The sequence below is a fragment of the Legionella jordanis genome (assembly GCF_900637635.1).
Classification (GTDB): domain Bacteria; phylum Pseudomonadota; class Gammaproteobacteria; order Legionellales; family Legionellaceae; genus Tatlockia; species Tatlockia jordanis.
Map to the genome: position 1 here is coordinate 2,324,666 of NZ_LR134383.1, position 17,374 is coordinate 2,342,039.

The window sequence follows — 17,374 nt, forward strand, 5'->3', positions numbered from 1 at the left end:
TAAGGCTTTGAAGTAACGTCTTGAATAGGTTTCAAGACGTTAGCTCATTGCTAATCCTTGACTCACGTCTATGCCACTTTGATTGTTTCCTCTCCCTTTTTCCAGTTGCATTGACAAAGTTCACCCGTTTGCAAAGCGTCGAGAACGCGCAAGACCTCCTGTGGATTGCGGCCAACATTCAAATCAGTCACCATAACAAAGCGGGTAATTCCTTCAGGATCAATGATGAAAGTAGCCCGTTGAGCAACGCCTTCTTGTTCATCGATGATACCCAAAGCTTGACTCAATTCTCGTTTAATGTCTGATAACATAGGAAAAGGGAGATCATGCAATTCAGGGTGCTGCTTTCGCCAAGCCAAATGAACGAATTCGCTATCGATGCTAGCACCCAAAATTTGAGCATCACGTTCATTAAATTGATCGTTTAATTTGCCAAACTCTGAAATTTCGGTTGGGCAGACGAAAGTAAAATCCTTGGGCCAAAAAAACAGCACCAACCACTTACCCACGTAACTGTTGTCGGAAATAACTTCAAATTCCTTTTGAATTTCAGTACTGACCGTTGCCTTTAATTGGAATTCAGGAAATTTGCTACCTACGCTAATCATAAGATTCTCCAAATTTTTGTTCTCTTTCGTTTTCACTTTAGGAGAAAATCTCCGATAAGTAAAATCAATTATTCTTATGTAATCAATATATAGAATTTATTTAATTAATTTAGTCACTCTGTATTTCTAATTAAAACTATGGTAGAAATCCGCACTTAATTACGACAGGGAGATCTTAAGTGAACAATTCCATAATCTTTTTTACCGATCCAGGAAAAGATGGTGATGATTTAATTGCAACCCTCCACCTGCTGATGCAGGCCAAAGTTTCAGCCCTTTTGCCAATCGATACAGAAATCATCCTGGTCACAACTGACGAAATCCCCTGTGATGAAAAGGCAGTACAAAAACCAAATGCTAAGTTCGGCCTTAGAGCTTTATATCTACACAAACAGATTGAGCAGTTAAAAACCCAATTTAAATTGCCTACGGAAGCATATCCTCGCATTATTGCTGGGCCAAAAACGAGTCATTACCATTTTAATGAAGTTCAGCAAACCTTTTATGATGAAACATCTAAAAGTGAAGCGTTTTATCCTAACCGGGAAATGCAGGATTATTTCGGCTCTATAAACATCAATCCGGCATTTGCCGAACTTCCATCTCCAGACAATGCCAGCCAATGGTTGGAACCTCTTTTGTCTATTACCCGAGACGGTGCAAGATTAATCAATATTTCTTCATTTGATGCATTAAGTGAACTGTTAGAATTAATCCCCGTCAAGGAACGTCCAAACTTAAAAATAGTGACCATGGGATTGAATAAACCCTATTCCGCGACCGAATATGTCGAACAAACCAAGGAACTTAAAACACTCGCTTACAATGAACGCAGCACTGAAGTGGAAAAAGCGTTTTCAGTCATCTCTACGTTAAGTCAAATCCCTTCAACATTTCATGTTTTATCAGGTACCACACGAAATCTACCCAAATTTGACCAAAACAGCTGGTTTAGTAATTTAGATGTTATGGCACGCGCTTATGCCCTTTATGCCGGGGAATTGGCCGAGCCGTTGCTGTCTTCCATAACTTCTTTTCTTAAACAATCCAAATACAAGAGCTTTTGGCCTCATGATGCCGTTGCGACTTTATCCACCTTGTTGGCTGATGGCCATTTCAATTCACTTAATTTACCCCAACTTTGTCCTGAGATGTTATTCACCAGCATTGAATCCATTCCAGCCAATCAGGTTCGCATGAGAGTCGTGCAAGAGGATACAGCGGTTTTAATCGATGCTTCGGTACCTGAACAAGCGCATGATAAGACCATTGGCACAGAGGACCAGCAGTTTACCTATGGGAAAGAATTGGATGTTGTTTTCTTCACCTCCCTGCTGAATGTTTTAGCCATAGAAGCATTATCTGAAGATAAGCAGCCGAAATTACTCGCTGATTACAAAAGCATTTTGTCCCTTAAGGCCGAGCTTTTTGACCTTAAAAAGGAAGTGGCACCTGATGTAACGCGAGTACAGGGTGTAGAGCTTGAGATCCAACAGAAATGGAACCTCCTTTGCCTAAAAGAATTACAGCAACAACTGGCGCTGCAAACCCAAAACGAATTATCCAGCGATCGGTCTTATGTTCTTGGCAGTCAAGCAAACCATTATTCATTAGCCAAATTCACTCCGCAGCAGGCCAATTTCCTTATTAGCCTGTTAGAGGTCCTTATTAAATGGGCTGAAAATGGCCAGCCATTAGAAGAAATACATTTCAAATGGCTGAAAGATTTTGCTGAATACATGCAAGCCATGCAAGTGACACCAGCTGAATACCTTTTACCCGAATTCAATGAAGCTCTAACCAAATCAAAAGAAGATAAAAAACCCTTGGCCACATTTTTATTTCACTGCTTCCGCTCATCGTTAATGCCTAATGAAAGAGCAAGGGAATTGCTAAAGCAAAATGGCCAGCTTGGTTTAGAGTTTAAACGCACCGGCAACAGTTTAATGTATGCTCAATCTACACTCCTGGGGAATCTGACCTCTGCTTTCCCTAAAGGTCAATCCGGAATGAGTGATGACTACAAGGCTATGCTTGGCTTAAGCAACCACAACCCCAAGCAAAAAATGGCCTTTATGCTGCATTTAGCCTTACATGATGCTGGTAAAGGTGATGTCATTAAAAAAGCCGTTAAAGCAGATAAAGACGGGAATTTTTTAATAAGAATAGATAAGAATTTTTTCAAAGTTACAGAAAACAAAGAGCTTATTGCCGAAACATCAGAGGAAGAATTTAATAAGGCCAATGGTTTTGTTGATCATGATGAGGCTTTAGTTGTATATGCTTTATGCGGCTCAACGCACTACCATTGCTCACCCACTGAATTTCTATTATTTGGTGGACCCGCTCCAGAAGATTTTGATAAAGAAATTTTAAGTCTTTGTGATCAATTACTGACTTTATGTGATGAGATCAACATCGCGCAGACCATTCAAGGCGAAATACCCTTTGAAGGAATTAAACGAGGACTTGATTTATTTTTTGAAGCTTATCATAGCGATCCAAAATTGGCCGATCTCGTTTTTGCTCATCATTGCTATGATATTTTTGGTGCAGCCCCGCTGGACTCTTCAGTGAGTATCACCGGTAACAGCCCTGAAATTCACTTAAAAATAGATCTGTTATACCAAACATTAAAAGAAGTGGCGCAGCAAGTTGCACCAGCCGAAGCGAGCGTCACCGCCTTTAAACTTTACCGGGCTAAATTGTCTCAAGCCATACCAGAAATTTTGCGAACCGAAGATCGTGCAGGAACCCCCGCTGTTCTTGCCCTAACACGCATTGCCCAGACCTTGCGCTGTCATTTATTTAAAACGGAAGTGGATGAAAAAGGCAATCGCTTCATTTCAAGCCAAGGCAGTTATGATAAGAGGACGGCTTTTTTTGTCGAAGCAACCAATATGGCTTTTGCCCGTTTGTGCCCCACAACACAATCTCAGTTGATCCATTTTTTAAACCGAAATGAAGGGCATAAATCTGCGGCTGCAGCCATGATCATCTATGCCCCTAAATTGTTCCTTACGGCGACTACTGGCGGAGAGTTTGTAAAAGACCCGAGCGATAAAGAAGTAATCGATCCTAAAGACAAGCGCATTGTTGCGGAGTGCCTGGTGCCCATGCTTGAGTTATATCATGATCTATATGCTTTAACTGCGAAGAGATCAAAAGTCTATGGTGAAATTGAGATTAATAACTTGACTCTTATTGTTGAAAAGATGTTTGGCTGGTACCAGCAAGTGGATTTAAAGCAAAAGCGCCAGTTTGCATCCTTATTGCTGCATCTGCAGGTTAACAACCTTGATGCCTCCTTTTGTGCGAATTTGCAAGACATTAAAGGCAAGGAGCCTCAGGTACAGTTTGAAGCTTTAGCGATGCAGATTAAAGCAATGAAGCTTCCTTTTAGAATCAGCTGTGGTCGTCTTGAATCAACTAGAGCGGATCAGATTGTTCAAGCCATCCACTTAGAATCTACAAAAACGAAAAAACAACAGGAATTATTAAAACAAATCAACAAGGCTAATCTGACCATTGAGGAATTCATTGATCTGTATGAACAGGTTAGAACGGTTGAAGCACTCAACAGTCACAGAAATCCAAATTTCGACCGGTTCTTTGGCATTAAAAATACGAGCACATGGATTGATACACTCGAATTATTTCGCAATAAAGCTCGTGAACGTTTGTTTATGGAGGTCGATCTTGAGCCTGATTTTAGTGCCAAAATTTCTATGTTAGAGCAGGCAAAAGAGTTGAAGCTATTTTCTGAACATCGCAATAATTTTTGGGGTACTTGGCGTGAAACCACTTCCCTGCAATTAATCGATAAAAAAATTGCCACTTTGAAAAATCATGCTTTAAATATCTAATTGAAATTTTTTGCACGACCATTTGGTGCTTGCCGGCAAACAGGTTGAGCACCAAATGTTTATCTGAGCCTGAGTAGGAACGGCCAAGTATATTAAGCCTGCGGCCAATTACGAATATTTCATCCCAGCCACAAATCATTTTTGACTCCCATTTGACTTGGCTATGTTCTTGTAAAATAATCCAATACCTTCGATTTCATGTCTCTTGCTGGTCAAAACTCATGATAGTTATTTTCGTTCATGGTTGGAGCGTCACCCATACCAATACTTATGGACAGCTGCCACAATGGCTTGAAAGTCAGTGCAAAGACGGAAGACTGGATATTAAAGTGGGCAATATTTATCTTGGCCACTATATCAGCTTTGATGATTCGGTAAGAGTTGATGATATAGCTCGTGCATTTGACCATGCAATCCGTGACGAAATTGCTGATAAGTTAAAAGATGGGGAGCGCTTTGCTTGCATCACTCATTCAGCCGGTGGGCCCATTATTCGTAAATGGATGGATTTGTATTTCAAGAATAATCTGGCCAAATGTCCATTGAGCCATCTTATTATGTTGGCTCCCCCAAACCACGGTTCTGCACTTGCTCAACTGGGAAAATCCAGGCTAGGTCGTATCAAAAGTTTTTTTGAAGGGATTGAACCAGGTCAGCTTGTACTGGATTGGCTTGAGCTCGGAAGTGACATGAGTTGGGAACTTAATGAAAGTTGGCTTGATTATGATTGCACTGCGAATGGCATCTATTCCTTTGTACTTACAGGTCAGAAAATAGATCGCCAACTATATGATGCTCTCAATTCTTACACCGGAGAAGCCGGATCAGATGGTGTCGTGCGTGTGGCATCTGCGAATATGAATTACAGTCGATTAAAGTTACATCAGGTGGGGCACAATGGGGAAAATCTTATTGTCGCAAAAATGACAAGAACCAAGCCAATGGCATTTGGTATTTTACCTGGATGCTCGCATTCGGGTAAAAGAATGGGAATTATCCGCAGTATCACTATGGATAACGCAGCCACCCACCCCACAGCTATATGGGTCTTGCGCTGCCTTAAAGTCAAGAATCGTCAATCGTATAATGCATTGGCAAAAGAGCTTGATAAGCTCACTCAAGAAACCCAGAAAAAAGAGCAAAGGGAAATAGTGGAGACATTGATCCATCAGCGAGAATACATAACCAATCGCTATTCTATGATTACATTTCGCCTGATTGATGATCGCGGCAATCATCTTGACGATTATGATCTCTATTTGACTGCAGGCCCAAAATACAGTGAATTTGCGCTTCCCACGGGATTCTTTGGAGACCGACAGCGAAATCAATATAATCGGGGAAAGCTCACTTATTATCTGGACTACGACATTATGGAAGCGGGAATTAATACGCCAATAATGCAAAGTAAACTGGGTTTTCGTATTAAAGCGCGTCCTGAAGCCAGTGCTCAAGCCCTTGCCTATTATAAGGAACTTGATTTTCACTCCTCGCTGGCTGATATAAACAAAATCCTTCACCCCAACGAAACGGTCATGGTTGAAATCATGCTTCAAAGACGAGTGGACACAACCGTATCTCGCATCACCAACAACCTTAACCCGGCAAAAATCAGCTCCAAACCAAGTGGCCAAAAGGTGGAGTGAAGCGTTACTTTTCTCAAGATAAAAATTCACCTAATGGTATAAAGTTGCCATTCCGAAAAAACAGCTGCATCATCATTAAGCGGATCAATTTTATCCATACGGCCGGGGAATCTCTTCCAGCCTCCAATAGCTTAAAAACTAAGGGTTTTACTTTAAAAGAAAGGAGCTCATAATGACATTTGTAGTTTTAGAGCATCTCCTACAATCAGATTTAAGTTTCATTATTGGGTTCACGGATTTCTGATTTGTTTTGTATGCTTCTGATCAGACTATAATTGCTTTTGGCGCACTGTTATCCATAACAATATGAAGAAAATAATCTTTATACCTGGTTTGCTCGGAAATGAAGCTTTATGGCAACCCTTGTTGCATGAGTTTAAAAATAATTACGACATCCAAATACTTAATGTAAGTACTTGTGAGGATATCGGAAAATTTGCTCAACAATACTCTCTCACGATTCAGCAGGATGTTATATTAATTGGTTTTTCAATGGGCGCATGGATTGCTCTGTCTATGTATTTTGGAATGGCTAAATACTGCAATAAATTAATCTTGATTTCCTCAGCTCCGGGACATTTAAAGCACTCAACAAAAGAGTTGTTTTCGGGTTATATCCAACAAATTACCCAAGGCGAATTCGAAACCTTTATAAATAAAGATTATGAAGTGGACGTCTCTCCTGAGAACAAAACGAACCCTCATTTAAAAAGGCAGTTATGCGCCATGATGCGAAAAGAAGGGCCTCAAGTTGCCATCAAACAATTAAAGGCCTTAATGCATTGTGAAAATCAATTCAATCGTTTAAATGAAGTCAGTTGCCCTACTTTATTAATTCGTGGAGAGAAAGATAAAAATATAAACATTCAAAGGCAAGCCTTGATGCTGGCGGAAATTCCTAAAGCCGAGATCCGAATTATTCCCAACTCTGCCCATTATGTACCGTTGGAAAATCCTGAAATTTTAGCCTCCGTTATGGAAAATTGGTTAGAAGGATCTTGATGGATGAATTGTACAGAGCTTAATTAATACTCATGCGTCTTGGAAATTCAAATAACTAATCTTTATGCCGCTCAATTGTATCTTCTCAATCTCCTGTTTACATCCATACGGGAATTTGAGGTAGTAACAGTTTTGGCCTAAACTCAGATCTTCTTTTTATGAGAGATTTGATAGGATTGCTCACTATTTTTTCGATGTATGAGGAGATCATTATCAACCAAATTTCAACAACCCATCCCCATTCTCCTGATCTGAATACTTGGATGCGCTTTAACGTATCGGCTATTATGATAACCGTTTGGGGCAGTTTGTTTCTGTTTGGTTTATATATTTTTATTTTTTATCTGGGAAATGCGCTTCTAGGTAAAGGACTTGAGTGGAATCAAAAACTGCCCGAGCTCTATGATGCAAATGGAATGCTATCAACTGCTGGGATTTCACTTCATTTCCTTGCAGGAAGTATTATCCTGATACTAGGATTCATCCAATTCTCACATCCATTACGCCTAAAATTCCCGTGGCTCCATCGTCTGTTTGGCAAAACATATATCACTGCATCACTGCTAGCAGGTATAGGTGGTCTGATTTTTATTTTTACTCACGGAACGATAGGTGGCTATGTGATGGACATCGGTTTTGCCGGCTACGGAATTTTGATGATTATCACCGCCTTGCAAACCCTGCGATTTGCCAAACAGTGTGAGTTTTCAAAACATCGCATTTGGGCGCTAAGGCTTTTCTCACTGGCAATAGCATCCTGGCTCTATCGTATGGATTATGGATTTTGGTTCTTTTTTACCAATGGGTGGGGACATACTAAAGACTTTCATGGATCTTTTGACCTATTTATGGCCTTTTTCTTCTATCTACCTAATCTAGTTGTTATTGAGCTGATGGTCAGGAGTAAATCTCAATCTCTGCATGGCCTATATCAGTATGTTACGGGCAGTTTACTTGCTTGTGCGAATGCATTTATCATTATTGGGACTTATACATTTTTAACCCGTTCCTGGTGGCCAGCCATACTAAAAATATTAAGTTCTCCGTGAGGTCTAAGAGAGTTGATCCATTGCAATGCTGCTAGTCTTTTTAGAATAAAAAAATATTGATTCTTGTTTAAAACCCTGTTGAAATAGACAGCCCTATCATTTTGGGGAGACTATTGATGTCCAAAGAAGAACTGATTTGTAAAATTGTACTTGCTTTAACCAATAAGTCCTTAACGAAAGCTTGTTGCGGATAATGAAATTACCTCCACTGCCCAATTTGTTGGCTTACCAAAATGAGCGAGTCATTCAATATTATTGCCAACGCTACTCAGTCTCCCTGCAAAAGGCCGAATCCATTTTCACAGATTTGTTAGGCTGGATGTGGATCAATCTCTACAGAAAAAATCGAGGTCGTGACAGCTTTCTGTTTGGCCCCCTTTTGCCTCTTGATGACATGTGGCATGCTTTTATTCTCCACACTAAGGATTACGTAGAATTTTGCAAACTCTATTTTGAAGGCTATTTCCATCATCATATTGAACCTTTCGGCCTCGAACATGTACTTGACGAGGAAGAACTTGCTGATTTCTTAAAAGATTGTTTAGCCTTTCTTGGTGAAGATTGGCTACTTCGACATTTTTCGTCAGTTATTCCTAAACAATAGCTGAACACATTGGATGACAAACTGACCTAATCTTTTCTGCCTTTACCAACAGTTATCGACAAGACTTTTTAGATAACGTATTATCTTTAGCTCGAAGTCTCGACCTCAGCCAATGCTCCCTATTGGCCACGGTTTGAGTCAATAATAAAGAAGTCAAACTCAAAAATATTGGAGTGAAGCCATGACAGCCGAACGCTTTTCGGCCTCTATTGTGAACCGACTGTCATTATCTGGCCCCCAGCAAATGCCTCAGGGTTATTTTCGCTCTAAATTATTTATTGCTCCTTCTACAACCAACCCTTTGGTTGCTGCCGCCGGGCCATTGCTGTCTTTATTAGAGCGATTGTACTTAACCCCTTCTCTTCCCCCTATAAACAGCATTCGCGAAAACATTGAACATGAGTTACGTGCCTTTCATAGCCGTCTTGATAGCAAGACTTACGGTGAAGAATTGGATGCCCTTGCTCATTATCTTCTTTGTGCAACAATTGACGAATTACTCGGTAAAAATTATCTAAGGCTTTATGGAAAGATAGCGGAATTTCAGGCTTTTACGCCTTCGTCACAGGATGAGATTGGACCTGAGAAACGTTTTTTCGATATTATCCAATACATTAAGGAAAGGCCTAACCAATATCTCGATTTAATTGAGCTAGCCTATTATTGCCTAATCACAGGGTTTGAGGGCGAGCAGCATGGTCGAGCCGATGGCCGGCAAGTTCTTGATAATTTAATTGAAGAATTATATGAATTAATCAAACAGCATCGGGTTAACAAGTCGCACCAATTGTTTCGGCCTTTTAAAACAGTGGATGCTTTCCCAAAAAATTATAAACCATTAATTGCCGGTTCCCTCCTTGCTTTGGCAATCTTGGCTGGTGGCTATTTTATTAGCTATTTTCTCCTGGAAAAACAAGCTAAACTTGTCCAATTTGGGCATACCGTAACGGCTAGACTGGACGACTGATGGACACCTCTTTAAACAGCCTGTGTGGGGCATTGAATAAAATTCTTGGTTATTTAAAACCTCAACACAATGCCATCTCTTTTATTATTCTCACAGGAAAAACCCATCAGGGAAAATCCGCTTTACTTCGCCAGACAAAGCTTAACCACTACCCGTTAGAAACAGAAGTAAATGCTCAGTTTTACTACAATCAAAATGGCGTTATTCTCGAGCTTGGTGAATCCTGGATTAATCAAAGTGATAGACTTCTGGATCACAGCCTAAAACAGCTAAACCGTTGCCATAAGACCGTTAGAATTACTGGTCTTATGCTTTGTGTGGATGGCAGTGAATTATTACTTACAGAGCCCGTGCAGCTCATCCAGCATTGCAAGTCGCATGCGCAATTGTTAGAACGTTTTGGCCAAGCCCTAGGATACACCGTCGATGTGGCAATTGTTCTTAGCAAACTCGATGCTTTGTCAGGTTTTTGTGATTTCTTTCAAGCGGATCACTTAACTGATCTGAACAAGCCGTTGGGCTTTTCCTTAAGCACCGTCGTTCAGAGAAATAAATTTCTTGATTATTACCGCTATAAATTTGATCAAATGCTGGAAGTACTTAGTCAACAGACTATTAACAAACTGCATCCTGCACGCTCTACGGTTAAGCGAACACTCATTCGCGAATTTCCATTGCAGTTGGCAAGCTTGCGAGTTCCCATACAAAGCATCATTCAAAATTTGTCCGTTCAATTGTTCCGTATTCAAGCCATTTATTTCACCAGCGCCGAGCAAGGTGGCTTGACCGTTGATAAGTTGAATAAAAAAATTCAGCACGAGTATGCACTGAGCGTCCAGGATAAATTCCCGCAATCGAATAATTATCGTGCTTATTTTATTGAGGGCGCCATTCATGCATTTCAAGAGCAAACCAAGCGATTTACTGCCCAAACGAGCATCACGCAAAAATGTTTATTGGGTTTGGGGGCAGGTATCTTAAGTCTCTCCCTCATCTGGGTAGTGAAACAACACGTTAAGACATCAAGGCTATTGGATGAAGCCAGCAAGGAGCTTATTACCTATGAAACCTTCCTGGGTCAGGCTAATGATAAAACCTCTGCTCTTTATCATCTATCGCGAGCCGTGAATAGGCTGCAACAAATTCCCAACAGCATTCTTTCTGTAGCTTCCGTTGAGCAATTAAAGAGTCAATTGTATAACAACAGCAAGCATCGTCTGCAAGAAGATTTTTTACCAGAATTATTGTCTGCGGTTGAACATGTGATACTTGATCCTGCTCAAACACAAACCGCTCGTTATCAAGCATTGAAAATCTATTTGATGCTTGGTGAGCCTCAATATTTTTCCGAAGCCGAAGTAACCCATTGGTTTCAGGACTACTGGAAAGCCAATCATCAAGAACACAGCATGCACAAACGCTTGATTCTGCTCCAGCACGCACTTAGACAACCTATGCAGCCCATAGCAATCAATCGTCAATTGGTTTTAGATGCCCGTAATTACTTAAATGCCCTCCCTGCAACTTATTTATACTACACACTGGCTAAACATAATTTCCCAAGCAGCAAACAAACCATTAACGTCCAGGGGTTTGATTTAGCAGCGCGGGAAATTCCCGCTTACTTTAGCAAGGAAGGATTTAAGACCGTCATTGCATCCTTACCAGGCATTGCAGCGCAACTACAACGTGAAAATTGGGTTTTGGCTCGACAGGATTTGAATGAACTTCATGCACAACTTGAACAAGCTTATTGCTTTGAGTATTTAACTTGGTGGCAAAATTTCGTACGTCGAACAAAACCATTACACTATCAAGATTATCAACAAGGCCGCCAGTTAACCCAGGAGCTGCATCGCAGTAATGCTTTGTCACAACTGGTCAACCTGATTCAAAAGCAAACTGCTCCTGATCCGAATGAAAACTCGGCTTTATTCAATCAAAAAATTGCCAATGAATTTACCAATCTGAATTTACTCAGCGGCACAGCTGTCAACGATCTAAATCAAGACGTCAACGAGTTGGAAAAATTCCTTACTACTCTGTCTTTAGTCAATGATCAAGGTAAAACCGCCTTTAATTTGACAAAAGCCCGCTTCCAGGGCGGTTCTTCTTCTGACGCTCTAAGCACCTTGTATCAAAAAGCTCGACAGTTGCCTGAACCGGTTGCCAGCTGGGTGAAACAAGTGGCGGATGATACCTGGTTTATTTTTATCAATGAAAGTAAGCAATATATAAATCGCCAATGGCAACAAATAGTTTTCGAAGAATATCAAAACAGCATTGCCAATCGATACCCACTTGATGCTTCAAAAAATATTGAAGTCAGCCTTAATGACTTCGATCATTTCTTTTCACCACATGGCACGTTAAATGGTTTTGTCGCCAATTATTTAAAACCATTCCTGGATACTTCCACTCCGCAATGGCAACCTAAGGAAGTGAATGGTTATGTGATGCCCATTTCCAACGATCTAACCAATGAGCTAATAAGAGCAAACGTAATCACCAATATGTTTTTTACTCCCGATGCAGAAAAGAGCAAAATTGAGTTCAGCTTACAAAAAATTAACCTCGATCCAGTTGTCGCGAATCTGCAACTAACATTGGGTAAAACCACTTTGACGGATAATCAAAGCACTGAATCACTGACGCAATTTAGCTGGCCTGTGAGCGATGCCAAGTTGCGTTTGGACTCCATCGAAGGCAATCACTTTGAATTGGAAGAAACAGGCCCTTGGGCATTTTTCAAAATGCTGCAAAAGGTAAATGTTTTGGTTGATAGCGAAGACAGTGCAAGCTTGCAAATCCTGTTTGAAGTCAATGGCAACTCTGGACGTTATTTACTTAAAACCCAAAATCAAATCAACCCTTTCAGCCCAGGAATTTTGACCGGTTTTATATTGAAGGAAACGGTTACGGGTTAAGCGAAACCCGATTTTGGCTGTCATCTATCACAGCTGCTTCAATGCCAATCACCCGGGGACCCAATCCCCGGGTGGACTCATTTCCTTAGGAGAGCTTCACCTGATCTAGTGCCTCAAGAAGTGTTTGTTTATTAACATAACCTACAAGACTCAGCTTGGGTAAGGCTTCTCCTTTGTTGTTATAAAATAACATGGTAGGCGTGCCATAGATTGCAAAAGCTTTTTTAATCCGGGCAACTTCTGCCGTGTTATCACCGATGTTTACTTTCAAATTCACCAAACCATTCATCGCCTGAGCAACAGTTGACTGGTTAAATACCTTGGTCTCCATTTCTTGGCAATCGCTGCACCAACTTGCATAAAATTCCAGAAAAACGGGTTTACCTTGCTGCTTGGCAGCAATTATCTGTTTTTCTATGTCTTGCAAATTATCAACTTTAATAAAAGGTGCTTTTGGCGAGGCCATGCTTGTATTAATCATTGGTACTGCTGAATAGCCAATAATAGCTCCACTTATAATCAGCAAAACGCCAAAACCCTTTAGTAAATGGCCTGACTTAGTAGAAGCTGTTTTCAAAGTACCTAGACTAATGCTGCCAATAATGAGGAGTCCTGCCCACAAAAGTTGTGTAAGTGACTCAGGCAGTATGCGCCCTAACATCCATATGGCCATAGCTATCATGATGAGCGCAAAAAACCTTTTGATGTTTGTCATCCATGGTCCTACTTTGGGCAGCAAGGAACCATGGCCTGCGCCAACCAATATCAACGGCAATCCCATCCCCAATGCCATAACAAATAAAATCAACCCTCCCTTCATGGCTTGGCCGCTTTGAGCGATGTAAGAAAGAACAGCGATTAGTGGGGCAGTCACGCAAGGTGATACCACCAGAGTTGAAATAATACCCATCAATGCTACGGAAGCATAATTTGGTTTATTATTACGCCGACATAAAATTTGCAATCGGTTATTGAGGGCATTGGGAAGCCGTAGATCGAAAAAACCCCACATTGAAATAGCCATTAGCAAGAACAGACAAGAAAAGGCAATAATGACAATGGGCTGTTGCAGCAGTGTTTGGACGGTACTCCCCATATAGCCTGCGAGCAATCCAGCCGTTGCATAAGTAACCGCCATACCTAACACATAGCTGATGGATAGTTTAACCGCCTGAGTGCCAGATAATGAACGCTGTCCTACAATGATTCCTGATAAAATAGGCACCATCGGCAATACACAAGGGGTGAACGCTAACATAATGCCCAAACCAAAAAATAAAGCCAAATAAACAAAGGCATTATAATTTTGAATCAGATTTATAATTGTGCCAGGATTTGAACTTTCAAATCCAAGTGAAAAAGACCATCCTGCATGAGAAATACTCATTAAGACAAAAAAAACCGCGATAAGACCCTTAAAATGTTTCATTTTAATTCCTTATTAATCAAGTTCAATACAACCTAATCTCTTGGCAATGAATAAACTGCATTAGAGTTCTTCAAAAGCATTGATACATTAGGTCAATAAAATAACTGCATTAACAAAGACGGATTGGGGGTCTAAACAGACGAGAGTTCGGTAAACAAGAAACAAAATTCTTGTATGTAAAAACCAAAAAACCGGTAAGGATAAGCAAATAAAGATTCTGTAACAGTTTATTTTCAATCAAAGTGTAGCAGCTTGAATTTTGGCAGTAGGAAACAGTCGTTGGGGTTCTGCCTGAACATTTGTTTGACGTTGTATATTGGCTGGGTGATGTAGTGGCCTTTTGATGACTATAGTTAAACAATGGTTTTATTGAAAATAAAACCAAACTCAAAATAACCATGCAGTGGAGCATTTTCATTAGGGCTTTCATAACTCTCATGATAACAACTGTTATTCTCTGAGTAAAGATTAATCAGTTTTTCATGGCCTCCATAACAAACTGGGGAGCGGGTTTTAGAGGTATGGACAGGATAACGGCGGTTCCCCCTACTGGTGAGTGTCCTAAACGAACATTCCCTCCATGGGCTTCAACAATGGCCCCACAAAGGGCAATGTCTAAATCAACTCGAAATCCTTGCCTAAAATGCTCGAGAATCAATTTCGATTCTCCATTCGAAAGTTCGGGTTTTTTGTCATATACCATAATGTGCAGATAGTCATTATCTCTCGTGACTTCCAAAATTAATGTGGTTTCTGGTTTGAAGTATTTACAAGCATTATCGAGCACTAGGCTAATGACTCTTTCTATGAGAACACTATCTAAGTAAAGCAAAGGTAATTCTTGAGGGATCTGTGTTTCTATCCCTGGTGTTGGATGAGAGGAATTATTTTGTGTAGCTTTGCCAATAATTTCATTGATGCTTCGCCATTCTAGATTTAATTTCAATTCCCCACTTTTAATGCGTGCCATATCCAACAAGTTACTGACCAAATCAGCCAGGTGAGCAATTTCTCTTTTTAGGGATTGAGCCAATTCCTGTTGGAAAGGGGTCAACATGGAATCCGATTTCACTAAGGACTCAGCTAAATTTCGTAGTGAGTCAAGTGGCGATTGCAAGTCACGAGATAAACTCGTTAAAAGAGAGTTTCTTATTCTCTCTGATTCCATTTGTACTAAAGCTTCTTGAGCAATTTGTATAAAATGAACTCGTTCCAGGGCTATAGCAGCTAGAGCCGCAAATGTATTTAACCTCTGCCTTTCTTCTGGCGCTTTTAACCAATCCATTTCATTGGGTTTAATCACCAGTAAACCACGAGTTCGCATGGGTGCAACAAGTGGCAAATAAAAGAAATTATTACCTGGGAGGGTATCAGTCCCTAATCCTGCTGGTTCCTCATGATCAAAAGCCCATTGCGCAATACCCAAATCCAGGCCTTTCATTTCATCCGCCAATAAAACATCATTCTCCACAGGCAACTTAAGAAGCCCCTCTTCGTCAGGAAGCAGCAATCTGACCCGCACATTAAACGCGCTCTGAATATAGACGCTGGTTGATTTTAAAATGGATTCAACTTGCAAAGCTCCTGATAATTCCTTGGCAAACTTATACAGGACATACATTCGAGCCTCACGTTGCGCGGCAGCAAAGATTTGATAACGTAAATTCGCAGTTAAGTGCCCTGCGAGGAAGGAAAGAGCAAAAAAAAGTCCTAATAAAATGAGTTGCTGCCAATCATGAATCAATAAAGAGTAGCTAAGAGGGATAAAATAGGTAGCGAGCAACAATATCATTAGCACGTAGGAAAGCAGCGCTGGCGCTCGCCCTAAACGTATACTGACCCAGATGATTCCAGGTAAAAAGAGCAGCACTACATTAAACGAACTCAATAGAGGTTGAACTATTTTAGCAATCAAGGCAGTTATCAACGGCACCGCAATAGCCATGAGGAAGCGGTTGATGCCATGACCTGTCTTTTTTATTTTGATATTGAGCTGGCTTAAATTGGACGAGGGCTTCGATTCTTTGGACGGCACATGACCTAATATTAGTACATCAAAATCGGGAGCATATTGCGCAATCAGCCAACTTACGGATTTTCGGCCCAACCATGCAGGACGGCTTCGCCCAAGAACAATTTTAGAGAAATTTTGATTTTTCGCGTAGGAAATAATGGAAGCTGCAATCTCACTACCCGTTAGGATGGCTGTGGTCGCGCCTAATTCTTCTGCTAATTTCAAGGCTTTAAGAGCGTGCTGTTTTTTGTTGGGTGGCAAACGAACCAATTCAGGTGTTTCAACATGAATAGCATGCCATTCTGCATTGAGCTGACTGGCTAAACGAGCCGTACTGCGAACAACGTATTCCGCTCCAGGGTGTTCACCGATGCAAGCCAACAAAGCCGTATCCGTTTTCCAAATTTTGTTAATGGATTGTTCAATACGATAGGCTTGGACATCCTCTTCAAGTCTCTCAGCAGTGCGTCGTAAAGCCAATTCGCGTAGAGCAATTAAATTGCCTTTACGGAAAAAATTTTTCTGAGCAAGTTCCCCATGAGGTCCTTGATAGACTTTTCCTGCTTTTAAGCGAAGCAACAAATCATCGGCGGTTATATCCACCAAAACCACTTCATCTGCTTGCTCAAAAATAGTATCAGGGATGGTTTCTGAAATGCGGATGTTGGTAATACCACCAACAATATCATTTAAGCTTTCAAGATGTTGCACATTTAACGTTGTAAATACGTCAATGCCTGCTTCGAGTAGCTCCTGAACGTCTTGCCAGCGTTTTGGATGTCTTGAACCTGGCAGATTGGAATGGGCTAACTCATCCACTAAAATCAGTTGCGGCTTTCTTGTGAGTGCGGCATCGATATCAAACTCCAGCATGGGTTTACCATGATAGGAAATTGTTTTACGAGGTAAAACTGGAAGACCGGAAAGAAGAAGATCCGTTTCTTTTCGGCCATGCGTTTCGAGAAGACCGACCACCACATCAAAACCCTCAATTTTTAATTTTCGGGCTTCAGTAAGCATTGCGTAAGTTTTACCGACCCCAGCACAAGCCCCGAAATAAATTCTTAACTTCCCCCTGGATGCATGAGCCTCCTGGTTCTTAACTTTGGCCAGCAAAGCATCGGGGTCGGGACGTTGATTACGCAATGCATCCATAGATTGGCTCCTACCATAGCGGTCGGTGCAACATTCGAATCTTTAATTACCTCATGTCAGCACGATTGGAGCTGCTTATGGCAATCGCTATAACTTAAAGGCTGTTG

The 17,374-nt window shown here is 40.9% G+C and carries 10 protein-coding genes; 7 read left to right on the forward strand and 3 right to left on the reverse strand.

The features are described 5' to 3' along the window. Positions 1–68: 68 nt before the first annotated feature. Positions 69–608 carry a peroxiredoxin gene (locus tag EL203_RS10390; RefSeq protein WP_058472051.1) on the reverse strand — a complete coding sequence of 180 codons (540 nt, stop codon included), beginning with the start codon at positions 606–608 and terminating at the stop codon, positions 69–71. Between the two features lie 179 nt (positions 609–787). Here EL203_RS10390 and EL203_RS10395 point away from each other — a divergent pair, with 179 nt between their 5' ends. From EL203_RS10395 to icmF, 7 genes are all read left to right on the forward strand, one after another. After that, positions 788–4,474, forward strand: a complete 3,687-nt coding sequence (locus tag EL203_RS10395; protein ID WP_058472050.1) for a hypothetical protein — start codon at positions 788–790, stop codon at positions 4,472–4,474. Between the two features lie 221 nt (positions 4,475–4,695). Beyond that, complete coding sequence (gene plaB / locus EL203_RS10400; RefSeq protein WP_058472049.1) at positions 4,696–6,120, forward strand: phospholipase PlaB; 1,425 nt, start codon at positions 4,696–4,698, stop codon at positions 6,118–6,120. 306 nt (positions 6,121–6,426) lie between these two features. Further along, the gene (locus tag EL203_RS10405; RefSeq protein WP_058472048.1) at positions 6,427–7,122 is read left to right on the forward strand and encodes an alpha/beta fold hydrolase; all 696 of its coding nucleotides are present in this window, start codon (positions 6,427–6,429) and stop codon (positions 7,120–7,122) included. Positions 7,123–7,280: 158 nt separating this feature from the next. Then, positions 7,281–8,171: a DUF2306 domain-containing protein gene (locus EL203_RS10410; RefSeq protein WP_197723114.1), complete on the forward strand. Its 891-nt coding sequence runs from the start codon at positions 7,281–7,283 to the stop codon at positions 8,169–8,171. 193 nt (positions 8,172–8,364) lie between these two features. Continuing rightward, positions 8,365–8,775, forward strand: a complete 411-nt coding sequence (locus EL203_RS10415; RefSeq protein ID WP_058472047.1) for a glycine-rich domain-containing protein — start codon at positions 8,365–8,367, stop codon at positions 8,773–8,775. A gap of 181 nt (positions 8,776–8,956) precedes the next feature. After that, complete coding sequence (gene icmH, locus EL203_RS10420) at positions 8,957–9,742, forward strand: type IVB secretion system protein IcmH/DotU (RefSeq protein WP_058472046.1); 786 nt, start codon at positions 8,957–8,959, stop codon at positions 9,740–9,742. Next, complete coding sequence (gene icmF / locus EL203_RS10425) at positions 9,742–12,669, forward strand: type IVB secretion system protein IcmF (RefSeq protein ID WP_058472045.1); 2,928 nt, start codon at positions 9,742–9,744, stop codon at positions 12,667–12,669. Before icmH ends, icmF begins: the two co-directional genes overlap by 1 nt. Positions 12,670–12,754: 85 nt before the next feature. Here the strand turns inward: icmF and dsbD are convergent, their stop codons facing one another. Then, positions 12,755–14,098 (reverse strand): protein-disulfide reductase DsbD, encoded by a 1,344-nt coding sequence (gene dsbD / locus EL203_RS10430; RefSeq protein ID WP_058472044.1) that lies wholly within the window; start codon positions 14,096–14,098, stop codon positions 12,755–12,757. Between the two features lie 472 nt (positions 14,099–14,570). After that, positions 14,571–17,267: a DUF4118 domain-containing protein gene (locus tag EL203_RS10435; protein ID WP_058472043.1), complete on the reverse strand. Its 2,697-nt coding sequence runs from the start codon at positions 17,265–17,267 to the stop codon at positions 14,571–14,573. Positions 17,268–17,374 lie beyond the last annotated feature (107 nt).